We start from the raw sequence: 13,073 nt of genomic DNA on the forward strand, positions 1-13,073 counted from the left end.
GCGCCGTCAGGCGCGTGCCAGCAGGTCGGACAGGAACGGCGCGACCACGCCGGCCACCACCTTGCAGTCCAGGACCAGCGTGCCCGGGCAGCCCGCCTCCCGCCACTCCCGCACGGCGCCCAGGTCGTCGACCGAACGCACGGTGACCGCGGCGGCGCCCAGCCCGCGGGCCACCGTCGCGAAGTCGGTGTCCGCGAAGGACGTCGTCGCCGGGTCGGCGCCCTGGGGCAGGTACATGTGCTCCTCGAAGCCGTACGCCGCGTCGTCGTAGACGACGACGAGAGCCGGCCGGCCCGACCGCACCAGCGTGTCCAGTTCGGGGAGGCCCATCAGCGCGCCGCCGTCGCCCGCCGCCGCCACGGTCAGGCGGTCGGGGCGTCCCACTGCGGCGCCGACCGCGCCGGCGAGGCCCAGCCCGATGCTCTGGAAGGCGGCGCCGGTGAACACGAATCCGGCGGGGTCGGGCACGGGCCAGTACATCGCGGGCCAGGCGATGAAGTGCCCGCCGTCCAGCACCACCGTGCGCTCCTCGGGGAGCAGCTCGGCCAGGGCCCGGGTCAGGGTGCGCGGGTCTATCCGGCCGGCGCCTGACGCGTCCTCGGAGGGGAGGGCCGCCCATCCGGCGCGCGCCCCGGCGACGGCCGCCGCCCGGTGGTCGCGCCATCGCGACACGGGCAGTGTCCTCTCCTCGACCGCGTCGAGCAGGCGTACCGCCACGGCGTGGGCGTCCCCGCGCACCGTGAGATCGGCCCGCTGCGCCCAGCCGCCCCCCGCGAGGTCGACCTGGACGACGGTGGCCGCGGGGTCGAGGATCCGGCCACCGTGCAGGGTGAAGGTGTCCAGGCTCGCCCCGAACGCGACGACCACATCGGCCTCTCCCATCAGGGCGGCGGCCGACGGTGACGCGAATCCGCCGCAGATCCCCAGCGACCAGGGGCTCCCACGGAAGAGACCGCCCGCCATGACGGTGGTCGCGAACAGCGCACCGATGCGGTCACCGAGCTCACCGATGACCTTCCCGGCTCCCGCGTGCCAGGCCCCGAGCCCGGCGAGGAGCAGCGGCCGGCGCGCGCCGGCCAGGGCGGTGAGGACCGGCTCCAGGTCCTCGCCTTCCGGGGCGGCCGGGCCGCCGGCCTCGACCGGCGCCCTCAGCGGTTCGCGGTCGGGAACCGGCTGGTCGATCAGGTCGCCGGGCAGGAGCAGGGCGACGGGGCGGTGACCGTCGCGGGCGGTCCGTACCGCCGCCGCGGTGTCCTCGCGGGCCGTCGCCGGGTCGGTCAGCCGGACGACGCGGACACCGACCGCGGCCATGAGCGCGCTCTGGTCGATGTCGTGCGGCCTCGGGCCGCTCACCGGCGCGTCGCCGCAGAGCAGGACGACCCCGCTGCGGTTCTTGGCCGCGTCCGCCAGCGCCGTGACGGTGTTGGTGATGCCGGGCCCGTGGGTCGTGGTGCAGATCGCGACGTCACCGGTCGCCCGGAAGTAGGCGTCGGCCATCGCCAGGGCACCGCCCTCGTGGCGGGCCGCCGTGTAGTGCACGCCGGCGGTGGTGAGCGCGGCGGTCGCCAGGATGTTCCCGCCGCCCACGACCCCGAACGCGTGCCGGATGCCGCTGTCGGCGAGGGTCTGACCGACGGCTTCGGCGAGTGTGGACATAGACGTGACTCCATGGGTTGCGTGAAACAACTTACTGATCACGGAGAGAGCGCCGCGTGAGGCGGCGCTTCGCCGTGCGGGTCAGGCGAGTTCGAAGATGACCTCGCCGACCGTCATCTCGATCCGGTTGGTGCGCACGAGCTTCCAGCCGCCCTCCTCGAAGACCGACTCCCAGTCGTCGATGGTGGGCAGGAAGGTGCCCATCAGGTCGTGGCCGAGTTCGAAACCGAGGGTGAAGACGGGCAGTTCGGTGTCGGGCAGCGACGTGCGGGTCGCGTCTCCGATCAGCAGGCGCTTGGCCGCGGGGAAGACCTCGCGCAGCCGGCGCAGCGTGGCCACGCAGTTCTCCCGGGGCCAGAAGTCGTGGCCCATCATGAAGCAGGTGAGCAGTTCGATGTCGGCGTACTCGGGGCGGGGCTCCAGGCGCAGCACGTCGCCCTGGACGAAGTCGGCCCGGTCCGCGAACCCGGCCTCCGCCGCTTCCTTGCGGGCCACGTCGATGGAGGGCTGGGCGATGTCGACGCCGACACCCGTCGTACCCGGGTGGCGGTCGAGGACCTGCATGAGCCGGGCGCCGCTGCCGCAGCCGAGGTCGGCGACGCGGGTGAAGGGGAAGTCCACCCGGTCCACGGCGGCCCAGAAGGTCGGGGCGTAGGTGACCTGGTCGATCTCACGGCACGCGTAGGCGATGGCGGCGGGGTCGCGATGGCAGTCGTCGCCGGTGCGGTTCTCGGTGCGCAGGACCGAGGGGATCTGCCGGAACAGTTCGGCGCTGCCGCGGGTGAGCCAGTGGAAGAACGACTTGTTGCGGTACATGTCGTCGAAGCCGTCGAGGGTGCGGACCACGGCGCCGTCGCGCGCCACGAGGCCGACCGCCGAGAGGGCGCGGAACAGGCCGGTGGTCGACTGCGGGTCGAGGCCGTTGCGCTCGGCGAACTCCGCGGTGTCCAGCGTCCTCGCCCGGTGCAGTTCGTCGAGCGCGCCGATCTCCCAGGCGGCGGCGATCGCCCAGGCCGCCACGGCGGAGTTGTAGATGGAGGCAATGCCGCGTGCGTTGCCCTGTGCGATGTCAACAGTCACTGCTCTCAGCACCTCGTCCTCGGGACGGTTCACGGGTGGGTCACCTCTCGTCCCTCATGCTTCAAGCAGGTGGCGGGCAGGGCATCTCTGACGTTGCTCTGCCCGCCGCGGAACGGTGGGGCGCCGCCAGTGACCGGGAAGCAGCTCGCGGGATGCCTGGTCAGGTCATGGGAAGGGTCTCCCTTCTGGCGTTCTCGACATGCCGTCCGGGTCCGGACGGAGTGTGCGGGAGGGATTCGGATCAGGCCGACAGCTGCCTTGCCAGGGCACGTTCCTCCGCGGTCAGGGGAAGTCCGGTCAGCCGCTCGGGGTGGCCGGGAGGCGGCCCGTCGGGGGCGGGCTCGTCGACGAGCGGCACCGTCGGTGTCGTCATCCCGAGCCAGACCCAGCCGAAGTCGGACACGGTCCAGTAGGCGGAACGGAACAGCTGCCTGGCCACGCGGAGGGCGGAGGCGGGCCATCGGTCCCCGGCGGGGTGCGGGGAGGACAGGGAGGGGGACGTCATCACTCGACCGTCACACTCTTCCGCCGGTGCGCGCATCTCGCGTCGTGCGCAGGTCACCGGCCTGCCGCAGCGCCGCCTCCCCTCGCCTGCCCTCCTCCAGGGTCAGGGCGAGTTCCAGCGGCGCCGAGTCGTCGCCCTCGCGCAGGATGGCGGCGGCCCCGTTGAGCTGGGCGGCGATCCGGTCGAGCACGTCGGCCACCGGGCCGGCGTTGTGCGCCAGCACGTCGCTCCACAGCCACGGGTCGCCGCCCGCCGTACGGACGGCGTCGCGCAGCCCCTGCTCGGCGAGGCCGAGGAACGCCGAGGAGCTGTCGGCGAAGCGAGTGGAGCAGGCGGCCGCGACCAGGTGCGGGCCGTGGGACAGCTCGGCGACGATCCGGTCGTGCACGTGGGGCGCCAGGTCGAGCCGGTCCGCCCCGCACAGCTCGATCAGGGCGGCGACCGTCTCCAGGGCCCAGCCGGGCGTGGTCTCGTACGGGCACAGGATCCAGGGCCGGCCGGTGAAGCGCCCGGCCTCGGCGGCGGCGGGACCGGGGGCGTCGGGTCCGGCCAGCGGGTGCCCGGGCACGTAGCCCTTGAGGTCACAGCCGCGCAGCTCGGCCTCGGCGGAGACGATCTCCTTGGTGCCGGCCGTGTCGGTGTAGACGTTCCCGAGCCCCCTGCTCTGCGCGCTGTAGAGGGTGTCGACGACCTCGGACGGCGGGGTGGCCACGACGACGAGGTCGGCGGGCGGGCGGTGCGCCGTCCAGGCTGCCCCGGCGCCGAGCGCCACGGCCCCGGCCGTCGCCCCCGGGTCCTCGTCGATCAGGGCGACGTCGACGCCCGCGGCGGTGAGGGCGAGGGCCACGGAGGTGCCGGTGGCGCCGCAGCCGATGACGATGGCGGTGCGCAGGGGGGTGGCGGTCATGGTGGGCTCCTGGCGTGGGCTGCGGCGGGGACGGGCGGGGTTGGTGGGTTCCGGGCCCGCGTGCGCGGCCCGGGTGACACCGTCGGGGTGCGGCGCTCGGCCGCCGGTCGGACGGTCACGGCCGCTCAGTGTTCGCAGTGGGCGTGGGCGAACTGGCCGGGCGTACGGCCCTCTCCGGCGGGGCCGCGGTAGGCCTGGGCGATGTCGAGCCAGCGCTCGGCTTCCTCGCCCGTGGCGACGACGGCGAGGTCGTCACGGTGGCGGCGCCGGGTGACCAGGAGGCAGAGGTCCTCGGCGGGCCCCGTGATCGTGTTCGCGGCGTCCTCGGGGCCGTACGCCCAGATCTCGCCGTTCGGGGCGGTCACCTCGAAGCGGAAGGGCTCGGCCGGCGGGGTCAGGTCGCGGGAGAGGTAGCCGAAGTCCCGGGTGAGGAAGGTGAAGAGGACGAGGTGGCGCAGGCGCTCGGTGGGCTCGCGGCGCACGCCAAGCGCGTCGGCGATGTCCTGGCCGTGGCCGAAGATCTCCATGATTCCGGCGGAGGCGAGAACGGTCGGCGGCAGCGGGTTGACGAGCCAGGGCACGACGTCGCCCTCGGGGACGGCGGCGAGCGCGTCCACGGACTTCCGGCCCAGGGCGCGGAAGCGGCCCAGGAGTTCGGTGGGCGGGAACGGGTTGAACTGCTTGAGGGCGGCGTTGACGGCCCCGTCGAAGTCGCCCGCCGCGCCGGCGGCGAGTTGGGCGAAGCCCTCGGGGTCGGAGGCCGCGGTGCCGGCCAGGTGGAAGATGAAGGTGAGGTGGGCGATCTGGTCGGCGATGCTCCAGCCGGGGGCGGGGGTCGCGGTGTGCCAGGCCTGCTCGTCGAGGCCCTCGACGAGGCGGGCGGTCTCCTCGATGTCGGTGGCGAGGTCCTTCAGCACGTCGTTCAGCGTGGTCATGATCGTTGTCTCCTTGGAAGCGAAGCGGTGTGGGGTGTGGGGGGGTGTGCGGTGGGTGTGTGTGGGGGGGGCGGGGGGGTGCCGCCGGTCAGCCGGCGACGGGCGTCACGGGCCGGGCGGGCTCGGCGAAGCGGGCTCCGATACGGACGGCGGCGGTGAGCGCCGCCCAGGAGGCCAGCTCCACGAGCTCCCGGTCCTCGGGGTGGAGCGCGCGGAACTCCTCGAGGTCCGCGTCGGTGATCTGGTGGGGGTTGAGGGCGACGAGGAGCGCGAGCCGGGCGGCCGGCACGTGCCCCGCGTCGAGGCCGTCGGTCGCCTTCCCGAGCCAGGCCCGGGTCGGTCCGGGGACGGTCCCGTCGTGGACGGCGAGTTCGGTGTGCAGGAGGTCGCGTACGGGTTCGGGGACCCAGCGCTCGGCGGCCGCGTCGACGGAGGCGACCGCCCGGGCGAGGGCTCCGGCGACGGCCGGGTTGGGCTTCGCCCAGTCGAGTCCGGCCGGCAGCGGCGCCGCGGGGAGCAGACCGAGTGCCGTACCGGGTGTCACGGTCGTACCGGTGTCGGGGCGCATGGCGCGGGCGACCATCCGCATCACCGGCCCGCGGCCCGCGGCGGGGGCCGCGGCGGGGACGGGCGAGTCCGGCAGGAAGAGCCGGACCATCCGGTTGAGGTAGTGGAAGGTGACGGCGGTACCGAGGATCTCGGGGGCGTCGGCCGCGTCGAAGGGAGGCCGCTCCTCCCCCTCGGCCGGGCCCAGGGCGTTGCGGTCCGCCCAGTCGGCGAGCGTCCCGTGGGCGTCCGCGCCGGTGAGGGTCGCGAGCTTGGCCTCGTGGACCTCGACGCAGTACGGGCAGTCGTTGGCCCGGGAGATCGCGGTGGCGACCGCCTCCTTGGCGGCCCGGCTCACCCGGCCCTGGGCGAGCAGCGTCTCGCGCAGCAGGAGCCAGGATGCCGCGAGCGCCTCGGGGGCCGGCGAGTGCAGCGCCAGGGGCGGGGCGACGACACCGAACTCGCGCCGGGCCTGGGCGTAGACCTCGGCCACCGGGCCGCGGGCCTCCGCGTGCGGGACGGCCGCGATGTGCCGGATCTGCCGGAGGGAGTCCCTCAGCATGATTCTTACGAGCGGTCGCACCGCCGCCTCCTGGTTCGGCTTCGAGTTGCGTGAAGCAACTCACTGGTCAGAGAAGGTTTCTTGAAGCAACTCACTGGTCGGCGAAAGGCCGTTCCGGGGTGTCACACGGTGGCGAGGCTCTTCTGCTTCAGCAGGGGCAGCACGCCCTTGCGTCCGCTCTTGTAGCCCGTGGGGGCCGGGGCGCCGTAGGTGACCGCGACTCCCCTGGCCTGGGCGGCGGCCACGATGTGCGGCACGGCGCGTTCGGCGAGGGCGGCGATGGTCATCGCCGGATTGACGGTCAGGGCGCCGGGGACGGCGGAGCCGTCGGTGACGAAGATGCCGGAGTGACCGCGCAGTTCGTTGGTGTCGTCCAGCGCCGAGGTGTGCGGGTCGTCGCCCATCCGGCAGGAGGCCAGCGGGTGGACGGTGTAGGCACCGACCAGGTCGTTGGTCCACGGCATCACCTTGGCGAGGCCGTCCTTCTCCAGGATCTCCTTCACGTCGGCGTCGGCTTGGTTCCAGCCGTGCCACGTGTTCTTCGTCGGCTGGTAGGACAGGTTGCCGCGACCGAGCATCTGCTGCGAGATGCGGTGAGAGTTGCCGGTGGCCGGCGGCGGGCCGAAGACGCCCTCGTTGTCGTCCTCCGTCATGCAGAAGATCGTCAGCCAGGACTTCCAGTTCTTGAGGATCTCCTTCTTCTCCTTGCCGAACCAGGTCGGCCCCTTGGTGTCCGGCACCTGGGCGAGGACGGTGCCGAGACCGGGCGGGAAGTAGAGCTGTTCCAGGGAGTAGCGGGAGTACTCCGGCAGGGAGCCGTCGAGCTTGTCCCAGCTCGCCACGGTCGGGCCCTTGCCGATGGCGTTGGCGCCGTACGGCAGGTTCCCGTCACCGCGGGTCAGGCCGAGGATCTCGGCGGCCTTGTCCTCGTTGATGATGGCCGTGTTGAGGCGCTCGCCGTTGCCGGAGAAGTAGCGGCCGACGGCGTGCGGCATGGTGCCGAGGTGTGCCTCGCTCCGCTGGAGGATGACCGGGGTCGCACCGGCGCCCGCCGCCATCACGACGAGCTTGGCCTCGATGACGCCGGAGCCGTTCTGCAGCCGGTAGTCCTCGTCGTGGACGATGTTGTAGTGGACGCGGTAGTCACCCTCAGGGGTCCGCGTCAGGTACTGCACCTCGTGCAGCGGGCGGATCTCCGCGCCGTGGGCGAGCGCGGCGGGCAGGTAGTTGACGGTGAGCGACTGCTTCGCCTCGAATCGGCAGCCGGCCATCATGAAGTTGCAGTTGACGCACTTGGAGTTGTCGATGGCGGCGGCGAGCGGGTTCGCGGTGCGCCCGGCGTGGTCGCAGGCCGCGGCCCAGAGACCGCCTGCGTAGGAGGCGTCGCTCCAGTCCTGCTTGCTGACCGAGAGGGACTCCTCGATCCGGTCGTACCAGGGGTCGAGGGTCTCGCGGCTGACGGCCTTCGGCCACATCCTGCGACCGATGCTGCCGTGCCGGTCGAAGACGAACTTCGGAGCCCGCGGCATGGCCGCGAAGTACACCACGCTGCCACCGCCGACGCAGTTGCCGCCCAGCACGCTCATGCCGTCGCCCACGACGAAGTCGAAGATGCGCGTGTAGGAGGAGCCGAGCTTGTAGTCGTGCTCGAACTCGTCGTTCTTCAGCCAGGGGCCTCGCTCCAGCACGGTGACCTTCGCCCCGCCGGCGGCCAGGTGGTAGGCGGCGATGGCTCCGCCGAAGCCGCTCCCGATGACCAGGACGTCGGTCTTCTCGATCGTGTCGCTCATGCTGGGCTCCCGGAGAGGGTGGTGTCGGGGTGGAGGGCGGCGAGCTGCCTGCCGTAGCCGAAGTCCTGGAATCGCCACAGTCCGTCGGCGTCCGGCTGGGTGATGCCCATGGCCTCGAGTCCCGGGTGGCCGGCCGCGAGGGCTTCGGCGGTGTGCAGGTGGGCGGCGGAGTCGTAGGCCATGTTGCAGAAGAGGGAGAGCAGCACCCAGAAGTCCTTCTCCGGGTGGCCCGGGGTGGTCAGCTCCTGGATGAGCCGGACGCGGTCGTCGTAGTCGAGGGCGACGAAGGGGGGCACCGTCGTGTCGAGCGTCAGGCCGGCCTGCTCGGCGTAGGTCCCGGCGTGGTCGTTGACGCGGCTCGCGAGGTCCTCCAGGCCGTCGTGAATGCCGGTGGCGTCCCAGCGCAGCAGTTCGAGGGCGCCCGCGGTGACCGAACCGCCGCCGGTGCTGACACCGGCGATCGCCCGGTCACCGGGCCAGCGCTTCTCGCCCGGGACGATGGTGTCCGCGTAGGCCTCGAGGGTGATGGTCGCTTTCTCCCCGATGTCGACCCTCCGGTCAGGGATTCTCCGTACTGTCGGCAACTCGTTCTCCCGGTCGGTGGGTTGTTCCGGTTGGCGTGAGAAGAAAGCTAGAAGTGTTGAGTCTTTTCAAACAACCAACCTCGGGACCGTTCACCTGAACGCGGGTCTCTCCATGCAACTAACCGGAGTCGCGATATCTCGCCGCAGGGGCGTCAGAAACAAACAGGTCGTTCACTATGCTCATCCCGGATGAATGATCTCCGTGGTGTGGCGGCCCATCTCCGCGGGATTCTCAGGGGGCAAGCGGGAAACGCCTCGATCTCGCCAGAGGAAGGGGAGAGGTGGACAGCAACGACAGATCTCTGGCGCTGCCGGCCAACTTCACCCACCGGGTCCGGATCGAGGCGCTGCTGCCCGCCGATTCGCCGCGGCTGAACGGCGTCGACGAGGAGCACGTGCGACGCCTCGCCGGCATCTACGCCTCTCTGCCCCCGGTCCTCGTCCACCGCACGACCATGCGCGTGGTCGACGGGATGCACCGCGTCGCCGCCGCCGCCTCGATGGGGCTGCCCTCCGTGGAGGTGCAGTACTTCGACGGCGCGGACGAAGAAGCGTTTCTCCGCTCGGTGACGGCCAACATCGCCCACGGTCTTCCGCTGTCGGTCACGGACCGCAAGGCGGCCGCCGAACGCATTCTGCGTTCCCGCCCCGACCTCTCGGACCGATCGGTCGCCGCCTACACCGGCCTCGACGCGAAGACGGTCGCCTCGATCCGTCCGCGTTCGACCGCGGATTCTCCACGGTCGAACATCCGGGTCGGTGCCGACGGCCGGCTCCACCCGCTCGATCGCACGGCCGAGCGCCTCCGTGCCGCGGAGCTCATGACCAAGCACCCCGACCTGCCCCTGCGCGCGATCGTCCAGGAGACCGGCCTGTCCCTGGGGACGGCCCACGACGTACGCCAGCGGCTCCTTCGAGGTGAGACACCGGTGCCACAGGGCCGCAGACCCGCGACCGGACCGCGTCCTCCCGTGCCGGTGGCCGTCCCGGACCTCCCCGCCCCTCCCGCCACGACCGGCGCCTCCGCCACGACCGCCGCCTCCGGCTCGAGCCGCTCGCGCGGCTCGCTGGAGACCCTGCGGCGGCTCGCCGGCGACCCGTCGCTGAGGCACTCGGAGTCGGGCCGCCAGTTCCTGCGCTGGCTTCACACCCACTTCGTGGTCGACGAGGCCTGGCGGCAGCAGGCCGACGCGATACCCGCGCACTGCACGGACACCGTCGCGGAGCTGGCCCTCCACTGTTCCCACGCCTGGAAGAGATTCGCCGAAGACCTCGGCCGGCGGCGGCTGACCGACACGACCCCCGTTCCGTTCCGGCAGACGGCCTCCGGATCTCGGCCGGCAGCATGATTCAACGACAGGGAGAAACGGTGACCACCACCCCCATTGAAGCCGCCGTCCTTCGAGTGATCGACGAAATGCATGCGAATCTCGGCCAGGAACTGACCATCGACGACATGGCGCGCACCGCCATGTTCAGCAAGTTCCATTTCACCCGGGTGTTCCGGGACGTGATGGGGACGTCGCCCGGACGTTTTCTCTCCGCCCTGCGCCTTCAGGAGGCCAAGCGTCTCCTGCTCGAGACCGATTTCAGCGTTGCGGACATCAGCAGCCAGGTGGGATACAGCAGCGTCGGAACCTTCAGTTCCCGATTCAAATCGTGCGTCGGCGTGTCTCCGAGCATGTTCCGCGAGCTGGACGGATTCACCGGGGAAATCAGCCAGGTCCAGAATCCGAGTGCCCCCGTCGAGGGCTCCCGCGGGGTACTGCGCGGCCGGGTGCACCTGCCGGAGGACCGCAGGCCCGGACACTGCTTCGTGGGCCTCTTCCCCACCCCCGTCCCGCAGGGGCAGCCGGTGCGCTGCGCCGTCCTGGACGGCCCCGGCTCCTTCGAGTTCCGCGACGTCCCGGCCGGCACCTGGTACGTCCTCGTGCACTCCGTCCCGTACGGACACGAGCACGTGCCCAGCGGCATCGGCGACGAGGACATCGTGTCGGTCGGCACCTACGGGCCGGTGACCGCGCACGAGGACACGCTCCTGATGCCGGCTGAGATCACGCTGCGCCCGCTGAACGCCCTGGACCCGCCCGTCCTGATGGCCCTGCTCGATCTGCGGTCCGGCGCCCTGGACCGCCTCGCCGGCTGAGCCGCCGTCACGCTCAGTCCACCGGACGGACCGTCATCGGCAGTCCTCCCCGCATCCGCAGTGACATCATCGGCTCGGCGATGCCCTCGTGCCCCGGCACCACGGCCAGGTCGAGGTCCCGGGTGACGAGTGCGGTGACGAACACCGCCTCCATCATCCCGAGGTTGCTGCCGACGCAGAACCGCGGTCCCGCACCGAACGGGATGTACGCGTACCGCGGCCGGTTCGCCACCCGCGACGGGTCGAAGCGGCCCGGGTCGAAGCGCTCCGGGTCGTCCCACAGGTCCGGGTGCCGGTGCATCGTGTACGGGCAGACCAGCACGTCGGCCCCGGCCGACACGGTGAACCCGCCGACCTCGTCGGCCGCCTGGGCGATCCGGGGCAGGATCCACACCGGCGGGTACAGCCGCATGGCCTCCTGCACCACCTGCGTCGTGTACGACAGCTTGTGCAGGTCCTCGGCGTCCGGCAGACGGCCGCCCGCGAGCACCGCCCTGGCCTCCTCACGCACCAGATCCCGCACGTGCGGGTGACGGGCGAGCAGCAGCAGCGTCCAGCCGAGCGTGCTCGCCGTCGTCTCGTGCCCGGCGAGCAGCAGCGTGACCAGCTCCTCCTGGAGCAGCCTGCGCCCGGTGGCCGGGTCCGGGTGGGCACGAGCGGCGAGGATCATCCGGGCGAACGCGTCGTCAGCGCCGTCGTCGGCGCTCATCCGGGCGCCCCGGTCGGCGACCAGCTCGTCGACGGTCCGGGTCAGCTCCCGGCGGGCGGCACGGAACCGGCGCTGGGTGCCGAACGGCACCCAGGTCGGCACCAGGCCCTGCGTGAGCATGTCGAACATGGCCTGGTCCTGCACCGCCTCGAAAGCGTGCGCGATGCCGCCGTGCCCCTCAAGAGAGGTGTCCATCAGGGTCCGGCCGAGTATGCCGAGGGTGAGCCCGGTGACCTCTTGGAGGACGTCGACCGGGGTGTCCCCGGCGCGGCCCCGCAGGGTCTCCACGAGCCGTCCGGACTCCTCGGCCACCGCGCCGGCCTGGGCGGCGACCCGCCCCGGCTTGAACGCGGGCTGCACGGTGCGGCGCTGCTTGCGCCACAGCTCCCCCTCGCTGGTGAGCAGCCCGTCACCGAGCACCTTGCGGGACTCCACCAGGCCGATGCCCTTGTGGTAGTTGGCCGCGTTGTCGGCGAGGACGTGCTTGGCGTAGTCGGGCCGGTTGAAGATGTAGAGCTTCTTCGGGCCCATGTTCACGCGCACGGCGTCGGCGAGCTCGGCCGCCTCCCGCATCATGCCGAGCCGGTCGACCGCCAGCTTGCGCAGCAGTCCCGGCAGCGCCCAGACGGGCGGGCCGGGTGGGTGGACCCTCATCGGTGGCCCTCCGGCTGCTGGGGCATGACCTGCCGGAAACGGCCGCCGTGGAACACCAGCGGTTCGCGCCCCGGCAGTTCGTCCAGGGCGAGCACCCGGCCGACGTGGATGGTGTGGTCACCGCCGTCGTACGCGCGCCAGCGGGCGCACTCGAAGTGGGCCGCCGCCCCCGCGATCAGGGGGGCGGCGGTGGCCTGGCCCGGCAGCCGGTCGACGGTGTCGAACTGGGCCGCACCGAGCGGCCGGGAGCGGTCGGCGAAGTGCCGGGCCACGTCCTCCTGGCCGGCGCCGAGCACCGAGACCGCGAAGGTCTCGGCCTCGGCGAGGACCCGGTTCATGACGGCGTCGTTGCCCACGCACACCAGCACGAGGGCCGGGTCCAGCGACACCGACGTGAAGGAGTTGGCGGTCATGCCGCGCGGGGCCGCGCCGCCGACCGTCACGACGGTGACACCCGTCGCGAAGGACCCCAGGGCCCGCCGCAGCCGCGCGGGGTCGCCGGTGACGGCGTCCCGCGGCGGCGCGACGGTCAGGGTGCTCATGCGGTCCGCCCGGCCAGCGCCCGGCCCTGGTTGCTGTACGGCTCCAGGGCGCGGGCGAGGCCGTCCGGGATGCGCGACGGCACCGTGTTGGTGTTCGGGCCGCGCATGCACGCGATCCGCTGGCGGCCGCGGGCGATGAGCACCTCGGCCCCGCCGGTCACCTTGACGTAGTCGAAGGTGAACTCCAGCTGGGTCTGGCCCAGCTCGGACAGGCGCATCCGGATGGACAGCTCGTCGAAGGCGGTGATCTCCGCGAAGAACTCGCAGTCCACCTTCAGCGTGAACAGCTTGAGGTCGTCCTGGACCTCGGCGAGCACGTCCGGCGCCTTCTGGTGCAGGAACAGCTCCCGGCACCGGCCCTGCCAGCGAAGGTAGTTCACGTAGTACACGTTGCCGACGAGGTTGGTCTCCTCGAAGCCGACCGTGTGCCGGTACTCGAAGTAGTCGTCCGCCATGA

Annotated in this window: 13 protein-coding genes; 2 read left to right on the forward strand and 11 right to left on the reverse strand. The window is 72.1% G+C overall.

The annotated features are described in order from the left end of the window. Positions 1-6 precede the first annotated feature (6 nt). The 8 genes from ACFWV2_RS26010 to ACFWV2_RS26045 all read right to left on the reverse strand — a co-directional run bounded on the left by ACFWV2_RS26010 (position 7) and on the right by ACFWV2_RS26045 (position 8,565). Positions 7-1,656 (reverse strand): thiamine pyrophosphate-binding protein, encoded by a 1,650-nt coding sequence (locus ACFWV2_RS26010; RefSeq protein ID WP_384408259.1) that lies wholly within the window; start codon positions 1,654-1,656, stop codon positions 7-9. An 81-nt stretch (positions 1,657-1,737) separates the two neighbouring features. Beyond that, complete coding sequence (locus ACFWV2_RS26015) at positions 1,738-2,769, reverse strand: class I SAM-dependent methyltransferase (RefSeq protein WP_384408261.1); 1,032 nt, start codon at positions 2,767-2,769, stop codon at positions 1,738-1,740. 208 nt (positions 2,770-2,977) lie between these two features. Beyond that, positions 2,978-3,241 (reverse strand): DUF6059 family protein, encoded by a 264-nt coding sequence (locus tag ACFWV2_RS26020; RefSeq protein ID WP_384408263.1) that lies wholly within the window; start codon positions 3,239-3,241, stop codon positions 2,978-2,980. 10 nt (positions 3,242-3,251) lie between these two features. Further along, complete coding sequence (locus ACFWV2_RS26025) at positions 3,252-4,148, reverse strand: prephenate dehydrogenase (RefSeq protein ID WP_384408265.1); 897 nt, start codon at positions 4,146-4,148, stop codon at positions 3,252-3,254. Positions 4,149-4,273: 125 nt separating this feature from the next. Next, positions 4,274-5,083, reverse strand: coding sequence for a TIGR03084 family metal-binding protein (locus ACFWV2_RS26030; protein WP_384408267.1), 810 nt, complete (start codon positions 5,081-5,083; stop codon positions 4,274-4,276). Positions 5,084-5,171: 88 nt separating this feature from the next. Next, entirely contained in the window at positions 5,172-6,212 is a 1,041-nt protein-coding gene (locus ACFWV2_RS26035) for a carboxymuconolactone decarboxylase family protein (protein WP_384408269.1), read from the reverse strand. 101 nt (positions 6,213-6,313) lie between these two features. Continuing rightward, entirely contained in the window at positions 6,314-7,981 is a 1,668-nt protein-coding gene (locus ACFWV2_RS26040; RefSeq protein ID WP_384408271.1) for an FAD-dependent oxidoreductase, read from the reverse strand. Beyond that, positions 7,978-8,565: a DUF5987 family protein gene (locus ACFWV2_RS26045; RefSeq protein ID WP_384408273.1), complete on the reverse strand. Its 588-nt coding sequence runs from the start codon at positions 8,563-8,565 to the stop codon at positions 7,978-7,980. The genes ACFWV2_RS26040 and ACFWV2_RS26045 overlap by 4 nt, the downstream gene beginning before the upstream one ends. A gap of 281 nt (positions 8,566-8,846) precedes the next feature. Between ACFWV2_RS26045 and ACFWV2_RS26050 the strand changes: the two genes are divergently transcribed. Continuing rightward, positions 8,847-9,914 carry a ParB/RepB/Spo0J family partition protein gene (locus ACFWV2_RS26050; protein ID WP_384408275.1) on the forward strand — a complete coding sequence of 356 codons (1,068 nt, stop codon included), beginning with the start codon at positions 8,847-8,849 and terminating at the stop codon, positions 9,912-9,914. A gap of 20 nt (positions 9,915-9,934) precedes the next feature. After that, entirely contained in the window at positions 9,935-10,711 is a 777-nt protein-coding gene (locus ACFWV2_RS26055; protein WP_384408278.1) for a helix-turn-helix domain-containing protein, read from the forward strand. A gap of 13 nt (positions 10,712-10,724) precedes the next feature. Here ACFWV2_RS26055 and ACFWV2_RS26060 read toward each other — a convergent pair whose 3' ends face one another. The 3 genes from ACFWV2_RS26060 to ACFWV2_RS26070 are packed head-to-tail and all read right to left on the reverse strand — an operon-like array spanning position 10,725 to position 13,071. Next, entirely contained in the window at positions 10,725-12,074 is a 1,350-nt protein-coding gene (locus tag ACFWV2_RS26060) for a cytochrome P450 (RefSeq protein ID WP_384408280.1), read from the reverse strand. Then, positions 12,071-12,616 (reverse strand): flavin reductase family protein, encoded by a 546-nt coding sequence (locus ACFWV2_RS26065; RefSeq protein WP_384408282.1) that lies wholly within the window; start codon positions 12,614-12,616, stop codon positions 12,071-12,073. The genes ACFWV2_RS26060 and ACFWV2_RS26065 overlap by 4 nt, the downstream gene beginning before the upstream one ends. Continuing rightward, positions 12,613-13,071 carry an acyl-CoA thioesterase gene (locus ACFWV2_RS26070; RefSeq protein ID WP_384408284.1) on the reverse strand — a complete coding sequence of 153 codons (459 nt, stop codon included), beginning with the start codon at positions 13,069-13,071 and terminating at the stop codon, positions 12,613-12,615. Before ACFWV2_RS26070 ends, ACFWV2_RS26065 begins: the two co-directional genes overlap by 4 nt. Positions 13,072-13,073: the final 2 nt, after the last annotated feature.

It is taken from the genome of Streptomyces sp. NPDC058671 (assembly GCF_042716475.1).
Lineage (GTDB): Bacteria > Actinomycetota > Actinomycetes > Streptomycetales > Streptomycetaceae > Streptomyces.